Genomic DNA, 20205 nt, shown 5'->3' on the forward strand with positions numbered 1-20205 from the left:
GTACCTCCTCTTTCACTTAAAGCCTGTTCAAGGCTAATTCCAAGCAGAAACGGATGCGCGTCCTTGGAGGAGCGGTATCCGTTTCGCTTGAATCCTGTTCTTCTATTATTTATTTCCCGTCGACACGGGACATAACCTGCTCTGTAAGCGTAGCAACCTTGTCTTTAGCGTTCTGCAGCGATTCTCCCCGTACTGCAAAATACACTTTAATCTTCGGCTCTGTGCCCGATGGCCGTAAGCAGAACCATGAACCGTCAGACAGCAGATACTTTAGAACGTTTTCTTTAGGGAGTCCGTTCAGTCCCAATGAATAATCCAGTACCTCGCTTACAGCTGCACCGGCGATTTCCTTCGGTGGATTGCTGCGCCAGTCATTCATAATCCCCTGGATCTGCGCCACACCGTCTTTGCCCTTCAAAGTACGTGATTCCAGGCTCTCCAGGAAATAGCCGAACTGTTCGTAAAGCTCCTGAAGTACATCATATAGCGTCTTGCCTTGGGCTTTATAATATGCACCCGCTTCAGCAATCAGCATGGAAGCAAGCACGGCATCTTTGTCACGGGCATAATTGCCGGCAAGGTATCCATAGCTCTCTTCATAGCCGAACAGATAGGTGTATTCACCGGACTGTTGGAACTGGGTCATTTTTTCACCGATATATTTGAACCCGGTAAGGGTATTAAATACGGTAGCCCCATAATGCTCAGCAACAGCTGCACCCATTTCACTTGTTACAATGGTCTTAACGACTGCTCCATTGCTTGGCAGCTTGCCCTGTTCTTGTAGTCGGCTCAAATAATAATGAATCATGAGGGCTCCAGACTGGTTGCCGGAGAGAACGACGAACTTCCCTTCGTTGTCGCGTACGACAGCACCCATGCGGTCTGCATCCGGATCTGTACCAATCAGCAAATCAGCGCCGAGCTCCTCACCAAGCTTTATCGCAAGAGTGAAAGCTTCCCGTTCTTCAGGATTAGGAGATTTCACTGTGGAGAATTCCGAATCCGGCTGCTCCTGCTCGGGCACCACATGCACCTCAGTGAAGCCGATTTTGTTCAGTACACTGCGGACCGGCAGATTGCCTGTCCCATGAAGCGGCGTGTAGACAATTTTAAAATCACGTCCCAGCGTGGATGTAATCTCATCACGGGCCACACTGACAGCCGCCACCGTATCAGTGAATGCTTCATCTTCTTGCTCACCCAGCCAGTGAAGCAGTCCTCCAGCCTCTGCTTCTTCTTGGGACATGCGCTTTACGCCATTAAAGGAGTCCACTTCCATGATGTAGGAGATGACTTTCTCAGCCTCATGAGGAACAAGCTGCCCACCTTCGGCATTATATACTTTATAGCCATTGTACTCCGGAGGATTGTGGCTTGCAGTAATCACTATACCTCCAGTAGCCTTCAGATGACGCACAGCAAAAGACAGCTGCGGCGTAGAGCGCAGAGATGTGAACAGATGAGTCTCAATACCGTTTCCGGCCAGTACCAGCGCAGCCTCAAGGGTGAACTCCGGCGAGAAGCGGCGGGAGTCGTGAGCAATTACCACAGAAGGTCTGCCTTCGCCCGTATGCTGCTCAAGAATATAATTAGCGAAGCCTTGAGTCGCTCTGCCCACCGTATACCGGTTAATCCGGTTGCTGCCTGCTCCGATAACTCCGCGCAAACCACCTGTACCGAACTCGAGATCTCTGTAAAAGCGTTCTTCCAGTTCCTGCGGCTCATTCTCGAGTGCTTTCAGTTCCGCCTTGGTGTTCTCGTCAACAGATGGGTCCTGCAGCCAGCGTGATAGGGTTTCTGCGGCCTTCGGGCTTAGTTGAGTCATATCAAATCTCTCCTTCTCCATTTATGATATATGATTTTATAACAGGTCTTAGCTGAGTGCGAACATTATTTCACCGGACGCAACCACTTTGCCATCCACTTTCGCTGTAGCTTGACCTTTACCTATGCTGCCCTTAAGGCGTGTAATCTCCACTTCCAGTTCAAGCGTGTCTCCCGGAACAACCTGACCACGGAAACGGAATCCGTCCAAGCCTGCCAGAAAACCGATTTTCCCCCTGTTGGCTTCCACGCCAAGAATCGCTACAGCACCTACCTGAGCGAGTGCTTCAGTGATTAGTACACCTGGCATAACCGGATATCCGGGGAAATGGCCCGCAAAAAAAGGTTCATTCACCGTAACATTCTTGATGCCAACTGCCCGCTTGCCCATCTCTATTTCGGTAATTTTGTCCACCAGCAGAAATGGGGGCCGGTGGGGGATTATTTCTTGAATTTCATTGATATTCATCATGGATACAAAGCTCCTTTCGGATATAAACCGCATCTTCTACACTGTCTGCCGCTGCAGCGTTTTGTTTTATTCTTCACGGTACTGCATAAATATGGGCAGTATCGGGAAATATTATAGTATCCTTCACCACCTGCAGCAGTGGAGGTTGAGATAAGGGGCTTTCTCCACCACACATGGCGGAGAGGGCCCTTTTTGTCTCAGGGGCCTCCATCATTATACATTTTCCAGTATAAAAAAGAAAACTCCCCTGTACAACAAGGGAGTGTGAATATTAATGCTTATTTATGGCGCAAACACTAAATCGTAAACATGCTTCCAGGTACTCCACTGAAGCACATCGCTGAAATCTTTTTTACCGAGGACAACGTAACCGGTCACCAAGCCACCGGACAGCGCTGCTACCAGCAGTACCGGAATTAGAAACCATTGAACAATCGTCCATTTAGAGATTCCCCGGCGCTTTACAGGTTGCTGCTGATGCTCTTCTTCGGTTGATTCCGGCTTACCATTGATCTGACGATCCATTCCTTCACCTACCCGCGCATGTTATTAGCCAGGCCTAGCATTTGATCACTGGAGGATAGTGCCCGGGCGGTGAGCTGGTAGATACGCTGAATCTGCAACGCTTCCGTCATTTCTTTGCTTAAATCCACGTTAGACCGCTCCAGGTATCCGGATCGCACGCCTACCTCCGAAGCTTCACCTGCCGCTCTTTGCACAAAGGCCTGCTGAGGCGTAACTCCACCAGCAAGCATATAGAAATTCCCGTCTACAGCCTGCAGAGCACTCTTGCTGATAGGCTCTACAATCATTATGGTACCCGCTACCTTGGCAGGTGCACTCTCACTCGTCTTAGTCAGCACCCGTCCTTTCTCATCGATGGCGGCACTTACATTCTTCGGTACTGTCAAGGGCTTGCCCTGCGTATTCAGCACAGGGTTGCCTGTGTTGTCCACAAGCATCATATTGTCAGGATTAGCGGTATCCGGAGTAAAGTGAAAATTCCCTTGACGCGTATAAGCAGTGGCTCCGTTCACCTGAACCCCGAACAATCCATTGCCCTGAAGAGCCAGATCGGTTGGATTCCCTGTTTCCTTAGGCGTACCTTGCTCCCAATCGCTTGTAACCTTAGGCACACGAACACCAAAGCCGATATTAAAGCCGAGCGGCATACTGCGGCCAGGCTGATCATAGTCCTTGGACTGCTGTTGAACTCGGGTCAGCACATCCTCGAAGGAACCTTCCTTGCTCTTATAGCCGTCTGTATCCATATTGGCGATATTCTCGGCGATAATATCCAAACGCTGCTGGAGACTGGACATTGAGACGGATGCGCCTATTGTCGAGTTATTCATCGGTTACTCCTCCTGTCCTAGACTCTGCCGACTTCGTTTACAGCCTTTTGCAAGCTGCTGTCATAATACTGGATAACCTTCTGATTCGCTTCGTACGCCCGGTAAGCCGCATTCAAATCCACGGTTACCTGGGTGACATTAACATTGGAACTCTCCAGATACCCCTGCCGCACCTGCATGTTGTCAGTTGCATTAGAGTAGCGGATATCCGCAGCTTGGATATCATCGGCATGGAAGACGCCGTTCCCGTCACGCACCAGCTCCTGCGGTCTAGTAATTACGCTGACACCAATCTTCGTTCCTGAAGGAAGACCGGTTTTGAGATCGATCAGATTGCCCTGCCCGTCCACTTTAAGCTCGTCCTCCGGTCCTGTCAAGACTATCGGTTTGCCGTTACTGTCGACAACCTTGAAGCCGCCTGCGCTAAGCACCTCTCCAGTCGGACCCACAGAAAAGCTGCCGTTCCGTGTATATAAATTATTGCCGTCGTTATCCTGAACTGTAAAGAATGCCTGAGGACGGTAAGTAACTTCGCCGTCAGGACTTATATGCTTCCCTGAACCATCAAAAACGATGTTTTTTCCAGTTGCCGCATCTGCGACCTGCAGATCTGTGGAGAGTGCAAAATCAGTGGACTTGCCGCTTTCGATATTATCTCCTTGCAAATACTGAGAGACAGACTGTTCGGCAAACACCCCTGTATTCAGGTGTCCAACAGGCTTGATGGTGCCATTGCTCATGGCGGAGATCAGCACATCGGGAAATGCATGGCTGACGCTGTCAACCTGCTTGTACCCCGTTGTTTTCAAATTAGCAATATTCTGAGTCGCTGTATCATGTCTGCGCTGCTGCGTTACCAATCCGGCAGCGGCCGTATATAATCCTCTAAGCATTAGGGTAAGTCCCCTTCCTGATTGTGCTTTTAACTTATATTATCGGCAGCCTAGAATTTTTTCTTAACATTCTTGTCCAATTGATCAAGCATAATCCCGGTACCCTTAACCACACAATGCATGGGATCCTCCGCCACCCAGACTGGAACATGCAGTTCCTCAGAGAGCAGCTCGTCCAATCCGTTAAGCAATGCGCCTCCGCCGGTTAATACGACCCCGCGGTCAATAATGTCTGCTGACAGCTCTGGCGGTGTGCGCTCCAATACCGATTTGGCAGCAGCCACGATGGAGGAAACCGGATCCCAAAGCGCTTCCTTCACCTCACCGGAAGAAATGGTGAGTGTCTGGGGAAGTCCGCTTACCATATCCCGTCCGCGAATATCCATTTCGGATTTCATGCCGCCCGGACGGACGGAGCCGATAGTAACCTTGATATCCTCTGCCGTGCGCTCGCCGATCAACAGCTTGTACTTCTGTTTAATATATCTTAAAATGGCCTCGTCGAACTTGTCCCCTGCAACTTTGATTGAGGAGGCGGTGACGACGTCGCCCATGGACAACACGGCTACATCCGTCGTTCCGCCGCCAATATCGACGACCATATTTCCACTTGGCTGATAAATATCCATACCCGCACCGATCGCTGCGGCTTTGGGCTCTTCTTCCATAAAAACTTCCTTAGCCCCGCTGCGTTCCGCCGCTTCCCGGATCGATTTCTGTTCAACGGAGGTAATATTTGTGGGGGCGCAGATCAAAATACGGGGTCTTGCATACCAGGAGCGGCCACCTACGCGGTCAATGAAGTACTTCAACATCATTTCCGTAATCGCAAAATCCGCAATAACCCCATCCCGGAGAGGACGGATCGTAATAATATTTCCCGGTGTACGGCCTACCATGCGCCGCGCTTGTTCGCCTACTGCAAGGACTCTCTTTGTATCACTTTCGAGCGTGACCACGGAGGGTTCATCCAGAACGACTCCCCTTCCCTTGACATGAATGAGCACATTGGCCGTGCCGAGATCGATTCCGATATCCTTGCTAAGCATAATGAAAGAGCCCCCAAAGTGTTATTTTAAAATATAAGAAAGTATAAGTTTCACACTATACTTTTTATCCTTCTATTTCTCGCTGAAACGGATACTGTCCTTGTATGGACGGTGCAGCCGCTTCATCTTGAATGAGAAAATAGTTAGTTAGTCCCAAATTTAAAAATACCATACTTTAGGGGAAGGATACAATGTAATAAAACTGAATTATTCCTTAAATTTCCGAAAATCTTATGGCTTTGAGGCTACGGCAACCTCGCGCTTTTTCCCCGTCGTTTTTTTATATTTAATTTTTGTGGCTTCTCCCCCCCGAAGATGACGAATCGATTTGTGATATTCGAGAATGTGCTTCACCTGATCGGCCAGATCAGGGTTGATCTCCGGCAAACGCTCCGTTAAATCTTTATGCACCGTGCTCTTTGAAACGCCAAATTCTTTGGCTATGGTTCGGACCGTGTGCCTGGTTTCCACGATGCAGCGTCCGATTTTGATCGTACGTTCCTTGATGTAATCGTGCACGCTCCCGCCTCCCAACTGTGGATAGTTTGGTACATTATATGAGGGGCGGGCCTATATATTCACGCTTTCAGGACGTGACAAGCTTCGGAAGGCTCATTTTATTTCCTGGACAACCTAAATATGCCCTTGCCCGCGGCGGTATGGCTTCAAAATGTGATTCCACGGACAAAAAAACAGGAGGCCCTGTGGCCCCCTGCTGAATTCTCAAACTTAGCGCTGTGGCAGCAGATCCGATGGATTAACTACCTTGCCATCCTCGTACACTTCAAAGTGCACATGATTGCCAAGATTCTTCTCGATCTCACTGCGGCCTGCTGTTGCCAGCGTGTCGCCCTGTTTCACTTCGTCCCCCTGCTTCACCTTGGTGTCGCCAAGGCTTTGGTAGACGGTCTTCAAATTGCCTGCGCTGGTGACCTCAACCACTTTGCCGAATACGGCAACATCTTCTACCCGGGTGACTTCACCGCTGAGTGCGGCTTTGACATCAAAAGACTGATTGTCCTCACGGGCGATGTCGATACCTGCGTTAGGCACGAAGGTGTCATTATATTGCACCATGGCTGCCACATGATTCTCTTCGGTTCCATTTTCGTCATAGAACGGCTTAACCACTTCTACATCTGCCGGACTGGCTACCGGCCAGGCCAGGGTTTCTGCGGAAGCTACAACTTCGAGCGCGGCAGGGTCATTTTTGGTTGCACCTGCCTCAGTACCTGTACCTCCGGCTTCCTGTGAAACAACAGCGGCGGTGTCTGGATTCAGCGGCTTCTGGCCTGCGTCCTGATAGACCCACACCAAGGTTAGTATAATTGCCGCTGCCGCCGTGTAGACTGCCGGAAATACCCACCGTTTGGACAACAGTCTGTTCCATGAAGAAGGCTGTGCGCCTGAATCTCCCTGCTTATTTTTGAGAGATTCATCATGGTTTGTTTTGTTTTTGTCTTGTTCATTCATATGCTTATCACCTCAGTAACCAGTGTTACCGGGCGCTTCGCTTTTATACGTATCTTTCAAGTTATTTTTTCAGGAGAGTTGAGACTTGGTTAAAAGAGACGCCGCTATAATAGTGTTTGAGAATTTGTGTAGCGGTGCTCCCCTCCTTCGCCATGCCGTTCGCCCCCCACTGGCTCATGCCGACACCATGTCCGTTGCCATAGGTTGTAATCACTACTTTTCCGCCCTGCCGCTTCCAGGTGAACTGGCTGGAACGCAGCCCCAGCTTCTCGCGAACCTCCCGTCCGGTGAACACCGTGCCTGCGATAGAAATTTTCTTGACCCGGTGTCCGGTTGTCAGGGACAGCACTTCCACAGGAAGACTCAAGGAGGATGAGGAGACGGGTCTTGCTAGAGAAGAAGCTAGATGGCCGGAAACCGGAATGACCCTATCTGCAATTCCTAGCTTCTGTATCAGTTCGGACGTTGTGAACGTATATGTCACCGCCAGATTCGGCGTGATTTCCTGATCCCATGGACTGGCCACACTGCGCAGGTAAGGTATGGCCGCTTTCCAATAATCTTCGGAATTTTCGGTATAACCTCCACTGGAGGCGAAGAAGGACGCGGTGATCGGCTGTCCTTGGTAGGTCATGACCACCCCGCGCGTCTCCAGGACCGCGCGGCGGATCTTGGCCAGCCCGGCGCTCTTGCCGCCGAGCGTCCACTCCCGTTCCAGCGCGGCCCGGGATACGTAAGCCTGATGGCTTACCGTATCCGTCACATCCGCGCCCGGAACGGGCACGCCACTGCTGTCGCCGGCCCGCAGGCGACGGACAATAAAGGTGCGGGCCGCGACGGCTTGCGCTTTGAGCGCTTCCAGCTCAAAGTCCGCCGGCATCTCGGCCGCAACCACGCCGCTGACGTAGTCCTCCAGCGGCAATGTCTCTATTTGTCCGCTGCGCGACAAATAGACAGCGACCTTCGGCTGCGGGGCTTCCTCCGCAGCCACACCCGGCGGCGCCGGGGAGGCTGTGGCCGGCGGCACAGCCGGGGGCGCCGGTTGTCCCCCGCGCAGCAGGACAACGGCCAGCGGCAGCAGCAGCCCCGCCAGCAGGGGCGCTGCGAGCCAGGCGGCGGGGGCCAGCCGCCTTAGCCGGGGTATGGTGCGCCGCGCGCGTATGATACGGCGCAGCGGTTTGATTTTACGCCGCAGCAAATAGCGGTAATCTTTCATCTCTAAGTCTCCTTCCCTCAGTCACCGTTGATTCTTATAGATATGAATTACGTGCAACTGCTAGAACGATATTCTAAGAGAAAGAGAGATCAACGAAAAAAGACCACCTGCAAATAGAGGTGGTCTTGAAGAGCTATGAATTGTAATTATACCCAGGTTGGCTGAACCTGAAAACGGGGCTTAACCTCTTCGCTTTTGAAGGATTCGCTTCTGGAAGCTTCCGGTTTAACAACCTCTTCCTTCACAGCCGTAGCAGCCGCTTCTGACTCCTCCATGGAAATCCGCCATATGTCCGCACCAAGTCCCGACAGTTTCTCGGCCAAATGCACATATCCACGATCGATATGATGGGTTCCGCCAACTTCTGTCGTGCCTTCTGCAACCAGTCCTGCCAAAATCAGTGCAGCGCCTGCACGGAGGTCTGTAGCTGTTACTTTGGCTCCGACCAATTCCGCATTGCCGGTTACGATCGCGGATCGTCCTTCAATCTTAATCTCGGCATTCATATTGTGGAATTCATCCACATGCATGAACCGGTTCTCAAATACCGTCTCGGTCACAACACTCGTGCCTTCCGAACGAAGCAATAACGCCATCATCTGTGATTGCATGTCGGTTGGGAAACCGGGATACGGCAATGTCTTCAGATCCACAGCCTTGAGCGGCTTGTCACTGATGACACGAACACCGTTCTCATCCGGGATAATCGTCACGCCCATCTCTTCCATCTTGGCAATCACAGGACCGAGGTGGTCTGCAATTGCGCCTTCCACGTAGACATCGCCTCCCGTAATCGCAGCGGCCGCCATATAGGTGCCTGCTTCGATCCGGTCAGGAATGACATGGTGCTTAACACCATGCATGCGTTCAACGCCTTCGATGCGAATGACTCCGGTTCCCGCACCGCGCACAATGCCGCCCATTCCGTTCAGATAGTTAGCCAAGTCCACAATTTCTGGCTCTTTCGCCGCATTCTCAATTACAGTTACGCCTTCGGCGAGTGCCGCCGCCATCATTATGTTTTCGGTCGCGCCTACGCTCGCCACATCCAGATATACCTTGGCCCCGCGCAATCGTCCGTTTATTTTTGCTTCAATGTAACCCTGGCCCAGACTAATCTCGGCACCAAGCGCCTCAAAACCCTTCAAATGCTGGTCGATCGGTCTTGTACCGATGGCGCAGCCGCCTGGTAAGGAAATGCGTGTATGACCCAGTCGGGACAAAAGAGGGCCCATCACCAAAAAGGAAGCCCGCATTTTCCGCACCCATTCATATGGTGCTTCACAGGAAGTAAGGTTTCTGGCATCAACCTCAATAATATCGTTCTGGTATGTAACACCCGCACCCAGAGATTCCAGTACTTTGCTGATTGTCATTACATCGTCTAGCGGAGGTGCGTCCACAATGACGCTGACTCCTTCTTCTGCCAATAGAGAGGCGGCTATGATCGGTAGTACGGAATTTTTTGCGCCGCTAACTTTCACGCTCCCGGTCAATCTGTTGCCACCGCGGACGATAAATTTACTCATTTCGGTTTCCCTCCGCGTCCATTATTTCTTAAACTAAAGCTTAGTATAAAATTCTTATGTTACCGTTCCTTGACCTGCGCCCGAGGTGCGGGCACGCTCCTTAACATCAGTGTTGACATAATAAAACCGTATTATTCGACACTTTTTTCACCGTTTTGGCCTAACAGAGATATAACCAAAGCACCTCTTCTTAAAACATGTTGCGGATCTGCCCACTCCAGCCGAGATAATCCAGCAGGAACCCAGCCACGAAGTGACCCAGTACGATAGCCAGCAATAAATGCAGCAGTCTTGCCTGAGGGCTCTTGGGATATCTTATGACCAAATCGAGCTTAAGGTTCTGAAGTGCCCACCAAGATATTGCAACACAAAATAAAGATACAATCATTGAAACCATACCGCTGCTGCCGATTGAGCTTGACAACTCATCATATAGCCCTGTATCCATGTTAGCCCCCTGTGTATTAGGTTACTCGGAAATCGACTCTTATATCATACTTGCGTAGGGGAAAAGAATCCAGTACTTTTACGAATTTTTAAACATTTCAAGCAATGTAAGCTGCGATGTTTACGAGATGTTCACTTTCCAAACAGGAACGGCTTCACCTTCCATCAACCCGGACGGACCGTTTCATTGAGACTAGTGAAGGATATTGTACAACATATAATTTCATATATCGGCAAAAAACGGCCAAGCCACAGGCTTGACCGTAATTGCTATTGTTGTCCTTTTCTGGTGGACACTTTGATCCGTGTAACGGCGCGCTGAAGCGCCAGCTCCGCACGGCGGTGATCAATTTCATCCTGTTTGCTGCGGGCCTGAAGGCGGCGCTGTGCGCGCTCCTTCGCCGCTTCAGCGCGTTCAACATCGATTTCCGTAGGCAGTTCGGCACTTTCGGCCAGAACGGTCACCTTGTCTTTATGCACTTCCACGAAACCGCCATGAACAGCGATAGTGATTGTAGCACCATCCGCTTTGACGAACATTGGAGCAACCTGAAGTGGAGTTACAAGCGGAATGTGTCCCGGTAAAATACCCAGATCGCCATCGGCACCCTTTACCGTCAAGCTGCTAACCTGCTTGGAGTAGACGAGATGCTCCGGCGTGACAATTTCCAACAGAAAGGTATTCACTTTCATTCCTCCTCAGAGCTTTACGGAATAAAGCTCGCATCGAAAGCCATAGTTCAAGGTTACATCGTTTTCGCTTTTTCCACTGCTTCTTCGATTGTTCCGACGAATAGGAACGCTGCTTCTGGAAGATCATCATGTTTGCCTTCCAGAATTTCTTTGAAGCTGCGTACGGTTTCTTTGATAGGCACGTATTTGCCTTTGAAACCGGTGAATTGTTCAGCTACGTGGAATGGCTGCGACAGGAAACGTTCAACCTTACGGGCACGAGATACAATGATTTTATCTTCTTCACTGAGTTCATCCATACCCAGGATGGCAATGATGTCCTGAAGTTCGGTGTAACGCTGCAGCAGCTGCTTAACACCCTGTGCCACGTCATAATGTTCTTCACCAACAATTTCCGGAGCCAGCATACGCGAACTGGATGCCAACGGATCTACAGCCGGGAAAATACCTTTTTCGGAGATCTTACGCTCCAGGTTGGTGGTTGCATCCAAGTGGGCAAACGCCGTTGCCGGTGCAGGGTCAGTATAGTCATCCGCCGGCACGTAGATCGCCTGAATGGAGGTAACCGAACCTTTTTTGGTGGAAGTGATGCGCTCTTGCAGCTGGCCCATTTCTGTTGCCAGAGTAGGCTGGTAACCTACGGCAGAAGGCATGCGGCCAAGCAATGCGGATACTTCGGAACCCGCTTGGGTGAAGCGGAATATGTTATCGATAAAGAGCAGCGTATCGCGGCCTTCCACATCACGGAAATATTCCGCCATGGTCAGTCCGGTCAGAGCTACACGAAGACGTGCTCCCGGCGGCTCATTCATTTGTCCGAATACCATTGCTGTCTTCTTGATAACGCCGGAATCGGTCATTTCATGATAAAGGTCATTACCTTCACGGGTACGTTCACCAACACCTGCGAATACGGAAATCCCGCCGTGTTCCTGAGCAATGTTGTTGATCAGTTCCTGGATGGTTACGGTTTTACCTACGCCGGCACCGCCGAAGAGGCCGATTTTACCGCCTTTAGCGTAAGGGGCCAGCAGATCGATAACTTTGATCCCTGTTTCCAGAATTTCCGCTTGTGTGGACAGTTCATCAAATGTCGGAGCCAGGCGATGAATCGGATTTCTGTCCGCAACCACTTCAGCGCCGTTATCAATTGGATTTCCCAGTACGTTAAATACCCGACCCAGTGTAGCTACGCCAACAGGAACAGAAATCGGCCCTCCCTGATCAAGTGCATCCAAGCCTCGAACCAGACCATCTGTGGAAGACATGGCGATACAACGTACCAGATTGTCACCCAGGTGATTGGAAACCTCCAGGGTCAAATCAATCGTGCGGCCGTTTGTCAGACTGGTTACAATCTTGATGGCGTTGAATATCTCGGGCAGCTGGCCGCGTTCAAATTCAATATCGACAACCGGACCCATAATGCTTACAACGCGTCCTTTGTTCATTATAATATTTCCCTCCTCGAAAGCTGTTGCATTATAAAGAAATCACCGCACCGCATAAGTGGGACAATTCTCTCTTATACGGCACCCGTTTCTTGTAAAAATATAAGCTGAAGAGTTTGGCTTCGCATATATTTTAAGACTGCGCGTTCGCTCCGGCCACGATCTCGGTAATTTCCTGCGTAATTGCCGCCTGACGGGCACGGTTATACGTAAGGGTAAGTTCTCCGATCATTTTTGACGCGTTCTTCGTTGCACTGCCCATTGCTGTCATTTTCGCACCCAGCTCACTGGCCTTGCCATCCAAAATAGCGCTGTAAATCAGCGTTTCTGCATACTTCGGAAGCAGTACTTCGAGCACACCTTCAGCTGATGGCTCATATTCATACGTTGCCTGCAAGCCTTCCGCCTTACCATCATGCTGTTCCACCGCTTCCATAGGCAGCAGCCGGTCAACAGTAGGCACTTGACTGATCGCATTCACAAAGCGGTTATAGCAGATGTAGAGCTCGTCGTAAACGCCTGTTTCAAACTGTTGCACCGCCGAGTAGGCAATCGACTTGATGTCAGCAAACTTCGGAGTATCGGAGAGCTCGGTAACTTCCTCCACGATCGGATATTCACGGCGGCGCAGAAAGTCACGGCCCTTGCGGCCGATAACGAACAGAGCATACTCATCCTTTGTCTTGTGGCGCTCCGCGAGCAGCATGGTCACTTTACGCAGAATATTCGCGTTGTATCCGCCTGCCAGACCTCTGTCGGAGGTGACAATCAAATACGCGGTTTTCTTCACAGGCCGGCTGACCAGCATTGGATGTGTAGCATTCTTTGAGCCTGAGGCGATACTGGCTACGACCTCTTTCAGCTTTTCTGAATAAGGACGGGCCGCTTCTGCCTTTTCCTGTGCTTTGCGCAGCTTGGAGGCGGCAACCATCTCCATAGCTTTAGTGATCTGTCTGGTGTTCTGAACGCTCTTGATTTGACGTTTAATATCACGCATGCTTCTTGCCATGATTTCACCACCTTAGAGCTTTGACGAAGTCAAAGCTAACTTCGTAAGCATAATCTGAGCTTTGACGAAATAGTGCTAACTTCGTAAGCATATTCCAGAGCTTTGGCTAGGCCAAAGCCCGGTTTAAGACATCCATAAAATGACTGTAGAGCTTAGCTGGTTGCGAAGCCTCTTTTGAACTTGTCGATAGCTCCCTTAAGGGCGGCTTCGTTATCAGCAGTCAAATCCTTGGTGTCGGTAATGGATTTAGCAATATCAGCTGCATTGCTATCTACATAAGCCAGGAATTCCTTTTCAAAACGTCTAACGTCTTTGACAGGAATATCATCCAAATGGCCTTTGACAGCGGTATACAAGCTGATAACCTGATGCTCAACGGAGAGCGGCTGGTTAACGCCCTGTTTCAGAATCTCCATCATACGCGCACCACGGTTCAAGCGGGCCTGCGTAGATTTATCGAGATCAGAACCGAACTGGGAGAACGCCTGAAGTTCGCGGTATTGAGCCAAATCCAGACGGAGTGAGCCGGCAACCTTCTTCATCGCTTTGATCTGTGCCGAACCACCAACACGGGATACAGAGATACCCACATTGATCGCCGGACGTTGACCGGAGTTGAACAGGTCGGATTCCAAGAAGATTTGACCGTCTGTAATCGAGATTACGTTCGTAGGAATGTACGCTGATACGTCAGAGGCCTGTGTTTCGATGAAAGGCAGAGCGGTTAATGAACCCCCACCAAGCTCATCGCTAAGCTTAGCCGCACGTTCCAGCAGACGGGAGTGCAGATAGAATACGTCACCAGGGAACGCTTCGCGGCCCGGTGGACGGCGGAGCAGCAGGGACAATTCGCGATAAGCAGAGGCTTGCTTCGAAAGGTCATCATAGATTACAAGAACGTGTTCGCCTTTATACATGAAATATTCGCCCATTGCGCAGCCTGCGTATGGAGCGATATACAGCAGCGGTGAAGGCTCGGAGGCCGACGCGGTTACAACGATTGTATAATCCAGCGCGCCGTGGCGGCGAAGGGTTTCAACAACCTGTGCTACTGTGGATTGCTTCTGGCCGATGGCAACATAGATACATTTCATGCCATTGCCTTTTTGGTTGATAATTGCATCAATGGCGATCGCAGTTTTACCCGTTTGACGGTCACCGATGATGAGCTCGCGTTGTCCGCGGCCGATTGGCACCATCGCATCGACGGCCTTAAGACCGGTCTGCATAGGCTCATGCACCGATTTACGGTCGATAACGCCTGGTGCATTGTTTTCCACCGGACGGAATTCCGTTGTTGCAATCGGACCCTTGCCGTCTACCGGCAGACCCAATGCGTTCACTACACGGCCCAGCAGGGCTTCGCCCACGGGAACCTGCATGATTTGCCCTGTACGTTTTACTTGATCGCCTTCACGAATTTCCGTGTACTCACCCAGGATAACAACACCTACGTTGCTTTCTTCCAGGTTGAGCGCCATGCCCACTACTCCGTTGGAGAACTCCAGCAGTTCCCCTGCCATCGCGTTTTCCAGACCGTAGACACGGGCGATACCGTCGCCGACTTGAATGACGGTGCCGATTTCGGCCACTTCGATATCGGCTTTATATTGCTCAATTTGACTTTTGATCAAACTGCTGATCTCTTCAGGTCTAATGCTCAATATCCTCACCCCTATCTTCTATGCTTATCATTAAAAGATTTCTCAAGACGCGTAAGTTTGCCGGACAAGCTGCCGTCATACAGCGTATCGCCGATGATGACCTTGAGTCCGCCAAGCAAGCTCTTATCAACCACATTTGTGATACGGATATTCCGGCCCGACAAACGGCCGAATTCCTCGGCAACCTGGGTTAACTCGCTACTACTGAGCGAATAGGTTGAATAGACGGTGGCATCTGCCAGACCAAGACTATCTCCTTCAATCTTGATATAGCTGTCCAGCAGATCCGGAAGGATATCCATTCTACCCCGCTTCATCAGGATTTCCAGAGTGTTGATAACCGCCCCCGACAGCTTGCCTTCCAACGCTCTTTTTAACACGGCAAGCTTGTCGTCACCGGAGATTCGCGGAGAGCTGATAAATCTCTGCAGCTCTGCATCCGAATTCAGTGCAGTAACCAGGCTTTTCAGATCCTCTTCGATTTCCAGGGTCTGCCGTTCTTCAAAAGCAACCTCGAACAATGCCTTCGCATATCTTTTGGCGACTATCGTAGCCTGACTCATGACCGGCCTCCAACCTCTTTAAGGTATTGGTCAACAAGCGCTTCCTGTTCAGGATCGGTGCTGACTTCCTTTTGAAGCAGCTTGGACGCGATTTTGACAGATGCCGCTCCAAGTTCGCCGCGCAGTTCTTCAACCGCTTTGTTCTTCTCGTTCTGGATATCACGGACTGCCTCGTCCTTAATGCGTGAAGCCTCGACCTTAGCCTGACCGATCAACTGTTCAGTTTGCTTGCTGCTGGTCTGTCTGGACTGCTCTATAATCTCCAGAGCCTCTTTGCGGGCAGTTTGAAGCGCCTGTTTCTGCTCTTCGACATAAGAAACAGCCTGTTCGCGGGTCTGAGCAGCTTCATTCATCTGCTGCAGCACGAGCTCGCGGCGTTTCTCCATAACGGAAAACAACGGCCCGAAAGCATACTTGTTGAGCAAAAAGTATAAAATCCCGAAGGCAATAATTGCCAACACGGAAGATTCCCATACAAAAGACAATGTTAGACACTCCTTTCTGTTGCACGTTCATATCTTAGGTCTTTTCTAAAAAGAAGGCGCGGAGGGCTTTTGCCTTCCCCGCCAAACATTTGTAAATCTTAAGCTGCTCCAACGTAGAACATGAAAGCAAGTACTACACCGATGATCGGCAGGGCTTCTACCAGTGCGACCCCGATGAACATTGTAGTCTGCAGAGTGGATTTCGCTTCCGGTTGACGGGCGATACCTTCTACTGTTTTGCTGACAATCAGACCGTTACCAATACCGGCACCAAGTGCTCCCAAACCTACTGCAATTGCAGCTGCCAAATAAGCCATAACTCCCATTGTGTAAATCCTCCTCAAAGATATGTTTTAGTGTGTATTAATGAGCCAGACTCGAAAAGTGCTTCCGACTTGGCATAAATCTTGCATTCGTACATCATTTGCATCTAGTGCTCATCATGGGTTTCAAGCATTTGCGAGAAATACACCATGGTCAGCATAACGAAGATAAAAGCCTGGATGGTACCGATGAATATACTGAACCCTTGCCACACAATCAGGCCAAGCACAGAAGCAATCCAGCCCCCTACACCCAGCGCCGCTAATTTGAGGATAACGGATATCAGAACCTCGCCGGCAAAGATATTACCGAAAAGACGCATGCCGTGTGTCAGCAGCTTCGATACCTGCTCAATCAAATTGATCGGGAAGAAGAATGGGTAAGGTTCAAAATAGTGTTTGAAATAGTTTTTGGTATTACGCGTCATGCCCACAATGTGGGTCATCAGGAAAATCATAACCGCAAGTCCCATTGCTACCGCAGGGTCAGCTGTAGGAGATTTCCACCAAGCGACGCCTACTTCAACCTCTTCATGGGTGTCGGAAGAAACAGTTCCCGATTCAGCATCAGCATGGAGTTTGTCCAGTTCTTTGGTTACGGAAACTATCTCCTTGCCAAACACTTTGGCATGCTCCGCATCATGATAATCCGTGACAATTCCTAACGGAAGTCCGAGGAGGTTGCCCACAAACAAAAACATGATCAGTGCCAGACCCAGAGAAAGGAAAGGTTTGCCCTTTTTGAGGTCCATTGTACTTGAAATCAGACCCTGTACGAATTCAACCGCCCATTCCAAGAAATTTTGCAGTTTGCCGGGATTCTCAACCGATAAATTCCGCGTTGCCAGAAGCGCGAGCACAAAAACAATGGTACAGGTCACTAATAGCATAAACACGATAGAAAGGTCAATTTGAAAACCGGCCAGTTCAATAATTGGTGATTTATGCATTTTTTCTCACCCCTTTCTCCGTTGCAGCCTTTAACTTTCTCTACGCGAAAACCCAATTCCTATTATAATAAGAAGAATTGGAGCCAAGAGCAAACTGCCAGCCACCGCAACCATATTGAATACCTGCGGGACTTTAAAGGCTACCATTACACCCAAGAGACTAAGTGCAGCACGTGTCAGATATCCCAGGCTTACACGTCTCTTGCCTTCACCTGCCATGGTATCCGCTACTTGCCGGACTTTGTAGCCCAGGTAGGTCACATTAATGCAGCCAATGGCTCCGCCGAGCGCCATACCGAAGCCTATATTCCGAAAATCCGGTAGTACAGACGCAGCCAGAACGCATACAACCACGAAGCAAAGTGTCGCCAATGCCAATACCTTGCGGTATCGAGACAAATCATCCATCACTTTCCTCCATGACAGTTTTAATAATGAAGATGACACCAGCTATCCCGCACAGCACACCCAAAACGACCCCAAGCGCCACACCGAGACCGGAGTTGTTCCATTTCTTGTCGAGCCATGCCCCCAAGAAATAACCGCCCAATGTAAAGGCGGCCAAATTGATCCCGACAGCGCTGACAAGACTCATGGCCTTAAGCGCATGACCCGTTTGTTTATGCGGTTTTTCAGGCTTATCAGGGCCCTTCATTTCAACACATCCTTAGAAGTCCCATTCATTTTACTGAATGTTACAAGAGTTTGTCAATCCAGCGCAAATCAGGGCTTTTTCGGATGAAAGTATGAAAATAATCACAGCAAAAGATTCCAAAACCATATAAACCGTACAGTTTTACTGTATGTTGATTTTGGTGTATTCAGAATATTGATTTCAAGCCTCGTTGTTCACTTTGTGAACATTCTGTGAAACTCTTCCGGACGCGCTTCAACAACACCGAAATGATGCAAAATCGCATTGACAATTCTTTCAGAGGCTTTACCGTCTCCATACGGGTTGGCGGCCCGGCTCATCGACTGATAGAGGTCCTGATCAGTCAAAAGCGCATGTGTCCGTTGATACACCTTCTCCTCGTCCGTCCCCACAAGCTCCAGTGTTCCGGCCTCGATCCCTTCCGGGCGCTCGGTTGTATCACGCAGCACAAGCACAGGAACTCCAAAGGAGGGAGCTTCCTCCTGCAGGCCGCCGGAATCGGTTAATATCAGGTGGGTATGCGGATAAAAATTATGCAGGTCAACGACATCCAGCGGATCAATCAGCTTGATTCTAGGGTGTCCGCCGAGTATCTCATGTGCCGGTTCCTTGACTGCAGGACTCGGATGCACAGGATAAACTATGGCTACATCTTCAAATTCATCAGCGATTCTTTTGACAGCACGGAAAATATGACGGTGCGGTTCGCCTTGGGATTCTCTGCGGTGCGCCGTCATTAAAATAAGTCGTTTTCCTGAAGCAAAATCCAGCACAGGATGCCGGTAGTCCGGCTGTACGGTATATTGAAACACATCGGTTACGGTGTTGCCTGTGATATAAATACTTGATTCTTTTTTATTCTCGTGTCTCAGATTGCCTGCTGACCAGTCGGTCGGAGCAAAGTGTAGGTCTGCAAGAACTCCCGTCAACTGACGGTTCATTTCTTCAGGATAAGGGGACAGCTTGTTCCAGGTCCGAAGTCCTGCTTCTACATGCCCTACCTGAATTTGCTGCAGGAAGGAGGCATAGCTGGCAAGGAAGGTGGTAAGTGTATCGCCATGCACCAGCACAAGGTCCGGCTTAGCTTCCCGAAGCACCGGTTCCAGTCCCTCCAGCACCCGAATGGTAATTTCGTTCAGCGTCTGGCGTTCCTTCATCACATCCAGATCATAATCAGGAGTGATTTTGAAGACCTCAAGGACCTGGTCCAGCAATTCGCGATGCTGCGCTGTTACGCAAACCACGGATTCAATATGTTCGGGATGTCTGGCAAGCTCCAGAACCAAAGGCGCCATTTTGATCGCCTCGGGGCGCACTCCGAAAATCGTCATCACTTTAATTTTGGACATAACCCCTACCCTCTCTTCAAAATACTTAAGTATTTTCTTTGTTCGCTACTACTGTTACTTAATTATGTTTACTTGGTTCCATACAGACGGTCACCGGCATCTCCGAGTCCCGGTACAATGTAGCCGTGATCATTCAGATGGTCATCCAGCGCAGCAACATAGATATCAACATCGGGGTGGGCAGCTTGTACAGCAGCAACACCTTCTGGAGCAGCTATCAGGTTCATCATCTTAATCTGGGTGCATCCGCGGTTCTTCAGCGAGGTGATTGCCGCAATGGCCGAACCCCCGGTCGCCAGCATCGGATCGATAACGATCAGCTCACGTTCCTGCACATCCGTAGGAAGCTTAATGTAGTATTCTACAGGCTGCAGTGTATCTGGATCACGGAACAGGCCAACATGTCCCACTTTGGCTGCCGGAAGCAATTTTAGAACCCCTTCAAGCATTCCAAGGCCGGCGCGGAGAATCGGAATCAGCCCCAGCATTCTTCCCGAAATTACTTTGCTCTGTGTCTCAGCCACTGGCGTCTGTACAGTAATTGTCTCCAGGGGAATATCGCGTGTAATCTCATAGGCCATGAGTGTAGCCACTTCATCCACATGTTCTCTGAACTCTTTCGTGTTGGTCCGCACATCGCGGATAAATGTCAGTTTGTGCTGAATCAAAGGATGATCGCAAATCACCAATTTTCCCATTCTTGTCCCTCCGGTAATTATAAGTCTTGTTAGCTGCAGAAAGCGCTTTTGCTTCTCCTCTGGCTAAATCTTGTCTATTATATCATCCTTAGAGATGCATTTCA

The 20205-nt window shown here is 50.0% G+C and carries 23 protein-coding genes; all 23 read right to left on the reverse strand.

What is annotated here, in order from left to right:
- Positions 1-109: 109 nt before the first annotated feature.
- Positions 110-1828, reverse strand: coding sequence for a phospho-sugar mutase (locus tag ACTJKB_RS11525; protein WP_440834071.1), 1719 nt, complete (start codon positions 1826-1828; stop codon positions 110-112).
- A gap of 48 nt (positions 1829-1876) precedes the next feature.
- Positions 1877-2299, reverse strand: a complete 423-nt coding sequence (gene fabZ, locus ACTJKB_RS11530) for a 3-hydroxyacyl-ACP dehydratase FabZ (protein ID WP_440834073.1) — start codon at positions 2297-2299, stop codon at positions 1877-1879.
- A gap of 282 nt (positions 2300-2581) precedes the next feature.
- Complete coding sequence (locus tag ACTJKB_RS11535) at positions 2582-2824, reverse strand: DNA-directed RNA polymerase subunit beta (protein ID WP_440834074.1); 243 nt, start codon at positions 2822-2824, stop codon at positions 2582-2584.
- Positions 2825-2832: 8 nt separating this feature from the next.
- Positions 2833-3654 (reverse strand): flagellar hook-basal body protein, encoded by an 822-nt coding sequence (locus tag ACTJKB_RS11540; protein WP_440834076.1) that lies wholly within the window; start codon positions 3652-3654, stop codon positions 2833-2835.
- Positions 3655-3671: 17 nt separating this feature from the next.
- Positions 3672-4547 (reverse strand): flagellar hook-basal body protein, encoded by an 876-nt coding sequence (locus tag ACTJKB_RS11545; RefSeq protein ID WP_440834078.1) that lies wholly within the window; start codon positions 4545-4547, stop codon positions 3672-3674.
- A 50-nt stretch (positions 4548-4597) separates the two neighbouring features.
- Entirely contained in the window at positions 4598-5596 is a 999-nt protein-coding gene (locus ACTJKB_RS11550) for a rod shape-determining protein (RefSeq protein ID WP_074087314.1), read from the reverse strand.
- Between the two features lie 231 nt (positions 5597-5827).
- Positions 5828-6115 (reverse strand): sporulation transcriptional regulator SpoIIID, encoded by a 288-nt coding sequence (gene spoIIID, locus ACTJKB_RS11555; protein ID WP_019915029.1) that lies wholly within the window; start codon positions 6113-6115, stop codon positions 5828-5830.
- Between the two features lie 210 nt (positions 6116-6325).
- Complete coding sequence (locus tag ACTJKB_RS11560) at positions 6326-7069, reverse strand: peptidoglycan DD-metalloendopeptidase family protein (protein ID WP_440834081.1); 744 nt, start codon at positions 7067-7069, stop codon at positions 6326-6328.
- 61 nt (positions 7070-7130) lie between these two features.
- Positions 7131-8096 carry a stage II sporulation protein D gene (gene spoIID / locus ACTJKB_RS11565; protein ID WP_440834083.1) on the reverse strand — a complete coding sequence of 322 codons (966 nt, stop codon included), beginning with the start codon at positions 8094-8096 and terminating at the stop codon, positions 7131-7133.
- Between the two features lie 335 nt (positions 8097-8431).
- Positions 8432-9814, reverse strand: a complete 1383-nt coding sequence (gene murA, locus ACTJKB_RS11570) for a UDP-N-acetylglucosamine 1-carboxyvinyltransferase (protein WP_440834085.1) — start codon at positions 9812-9814, stop codon at positions 8432-8434.
- 190 nt (positions 9815-10004) lie between these two features.
- A complete protein-coding gene (locus ACTJKB_RS11575; RefSeq protein ID WP_440834087.1) occupies positions 10005-10262 on the reverse strand; it encodes a DUF1146 family protein in 258 nt (85 codons plus the stop codon).
- A 269-nt stretch (positions 10263-10531) separates the two neighbouring features.
- Positions 10532-10948 carry a F0F1 ATP synthase subunit epsilon gene (locus ACTJKB_RS11580; RefSeq protein WP_440834089.1) on the reverse strand — a complete coding sequence of 139 codons (417 nt, stop codon included), beginning with the start codon at positions 10946-10948 and terminating at the stop codon, positions 10532-10534.
- 59 nt (positions 10949-11007) lie between these two features.
- Positions 11008-12405 carry a F0F1 ATP synthase subunit beta gene (gene atpD, locus ACTJKB_RS11585; protein ID WP_440834091.1) on the reverse strand — a complete coding sequence of 466 codons (1398 nt, stop codon included), beginning with the start codon at positions 12403-12405 and terminating at the stop codon, positions 11008-11010.
- A gap of 133 nt (positions 12406-12538) precedes the next feature.
- Positions 12539-13414, reverse strand: coding sequence for an ATP synthase F1 subunit gamma (gene atpG, locus ACTJKB_RS11590; RefSeq protein WP_440834093.1), 876 nt, complete (start codon positions 13412-13414; stop codon positions 12539-12541).
- A 152-nt stretch (positions 13415-13566) separates the two neighbouring features.
- Entirely contained in the window at positions 13567-15078 is a 1512-nt protein-coding gene (gene atpA, locus ACTJKB_RS11595) for a F0F1 ATP synthase subunit alpha (protein ID WP_440834094.1), read from the reverse strand.
- Positions 15079-15089: 11 nt separating this feature from the next.
- Positions 15090-15641, reverse strand: coding sequence for a F0F1 ATP synthase subunit delta (locus tag ACTJKB_RS11600; RefSeq protein ID WP_440834096.1), 552 nt, complete (start codon positions 15639-15641; stop codon positions 15090-15092).
- Positions 15638-16126: a F0F1 ATP synthase subunit B gene (atpF, locus tag ACTJKB_RS11605; RefSeq protein ID WP_440834098.1), complete on the reverse strand. Its 489-nt coding sequence runs from the start codon at positions 16124-16126 to the stop codon at positions 15638-15640. Before atpF ends, ACTJKB_RS11600 begins: the two co-directional genes overlap by 4 nt.
- Positions 16127-16224: 98 nt before the next feature.
- Positions 16225-16452: a F0F1 ATP synthase subunit C gene (atpE, locus tag ACTJKB_RS11610; RefSeq protein WP_020426090.1), complete on the reverse strand. Its 228-nt coding sequence runs from the start codon at positions 16450-16452 to the stop codon at positions 16225-16227.
- A 104-nt stretch (positions 16453-16556) separates the two neighbouring features.
- A complete protein-coding gene (gene atpB, locus ACTJKB_RS11615) occupies positions 16557-17399 on the reverse strand; it encodes a F0F1 ATP synthase subunit A (RefSeq protein ID WP_440834100.1) in 843 nt (280 codons plus the stop codon).
- A gap of 30 nt (positions 17400-17429) precedes the next feature.
- On the reverse strand, positions 17430-17807 hold the full coding sequence (locus tag ACTJKB_RS11620) for an ATP synthase subunit I (RefSeq protein ID WP_440834102.1): 378 nt from the start codon (positions 17805-17807) through the stop codon (positions 17430-17432).
- Positions 17800-18054 carry an AtpZ/AtpI family protein gene (locus ACTJKB_RS11625; RefSeq protein ID WP_440834104.1) on the reverse strand — a complete coding sequence of 85 codons (255 nt, stop codon included), beginning with the start codon at positions 18052-18054 and terminating at the stop codon, positions 17800-17802. The genes ACTJKB_RS11620 and ACTJKB_RS11625 overlap by 8 nt, the downstream gene beginning before the upstream one ends.
- Before the next feature lie 194 nt (positions 18055-18248).
- Positions 18249-19403, reverse strand: a complete 1155-nt coding sequence (gene wecB / locus ACTJKB_RS11630) for a non-hydrolyzing UDP-N-acetylglucosamine 2-epimerase (protein WP_440834106.1) — start codon at positions 19401-19403, stop codon at positions 18249-18251.
- A 68-nt stretch (positions 19404-19471) separates the two neighbouring features.
- Positions 19472-20101 carry a uracil phosphoribosyltransferase gene (gene upp / locus ACTJKB_RS11635; RefSeq protein WP_036699222.1) on the reverse strand — a complete coding sequence of 210 codons (630 nt, stop codon included), beginning with the start codon at positions 20099-20101 and terminating at the stop codon, positions 19472-19474.
- Between the last annotated feature and the right edge of the window lie 104 nt (positions 20102-20205).

It is taken from the genome of Paenibacillus sp. 22594, assembly GCF_052044425.1.
Classification (GTDB): domain Bacteria; phylum Bacillota; class Bacilli; order Paenibacillales; family Paenibacillaceae; genus Paenibacillus_AQ.